The 1,013-nt window shown below is 70.8% G+C and carries 1 protein-coding gene; it reads right to left on the bottom strand.

The genetic code is table 11. The features are described from left to right. Positions 1 to 1,013: acyl-CoA dehydrogenase family protein (locus tag PKE99_RS37775; RefSeq protein ID WP_271215060.1), on the bottom strand; the 1,013-nt coding region annotated here is incomplete at both ends.

The following is a 1,013-nucleotide window of genomic DNA, read 5'->3' as shown; positions in this document are numbered from 1 at the left end:
AGCTGCCCCCGTAGATCGACGCCGCCCGGGAGTACAGGTGATCGTGCGCCCAACGAGCGACGTCGAGGCCCAACGGGCGGGCGGCCGGGGTGGCCCGCAGCGGACCGAGCAGATCGGCGATGGATCCGTAGACCTGCTGCTCGATGTCGTTGAGCAGGAGCTTGTCGACGGAGTCCTCGGGCACCGGGCCGGTGTCGGCCGCCAGCCTGCCGATCGTCTTCCGGGTCTGGGCCTCGAGGACGCGCAGCGCCACGTGGGAGCGGCCCACGGCCGCTCGCACCCGATAGCCGCGGCGCGGGTCGGCGTCGCGTGTCGGGCACGCGGACAGCTCGTCGATCGCGTCCTGCAACGCCACCTCGTACTCCACGCGTCGCCGCAGTGTGTAGGCCGCGCGTTCGGTCCCGAGGGTGTGCCGGGCGATCGCCCAGCCTCCGTCGAGCTCGCCGACGAGGTTCTCGCGGGGCACGCGCACCCGGTCGAGAAACACCTCGCAGAACTCCTGGTCGCCGGTCATCTGGGTCAGCGGCCGGGTCACGATCCCGGGCGAGGACATGTCGACCAGGAGATAGCTGATGCCCCTGCTCTTCGGCGCGTCGAGGTTGGTGCGGACGAGCATGGCGCACCAGGACGCGAGGTGCGCCCAGCTGGTCCACACCTTCTGTCCCGAGACCACGAAGTCGTCCCCGTCGATCTCGGCGCGCGTACGGAGGGACGACAGATCCGAACCCGCCTCCGGCTCGGAGAAGCCCTGGCACCAGATGACCTCACCCGAGAGCAGGCGGGGGAGCAGCTCGGTGCGCTGGCGAAGGGTGCCGAACCGGTCGATGGAGGGTCCCACGACGTCGAGCCCGATGAGCCCGATCGGTTGCGGGGCGCGCGCTCGCGCGAGCTCCTCGGAGAACACGAGCTGATGAAGGTGGGTGAGCCCCTGGCCGCCTGCCTCCCGTGACCAGGCGATTCCGATCCAGCCCGCCTCGTACAGGGTGTGCTGCCACTCGCGCAGCACGCGGAAG

The sequence above is a fragment of the Pseudonocardia halophobica genome (assembly GCF_027922425.1).
GTDB lineage: Bacteria > Actinomycetota > Actinomycetes > Mycobacteriales > Pseudonocardiaceae > Pseudonocardia > Pseudonocardia halophobica.
The sequence above is the reverse complement of the archived record's forward strand: the minus strand, read 5'-3'. Positions and strand labels throughout refer to the sequence as shown.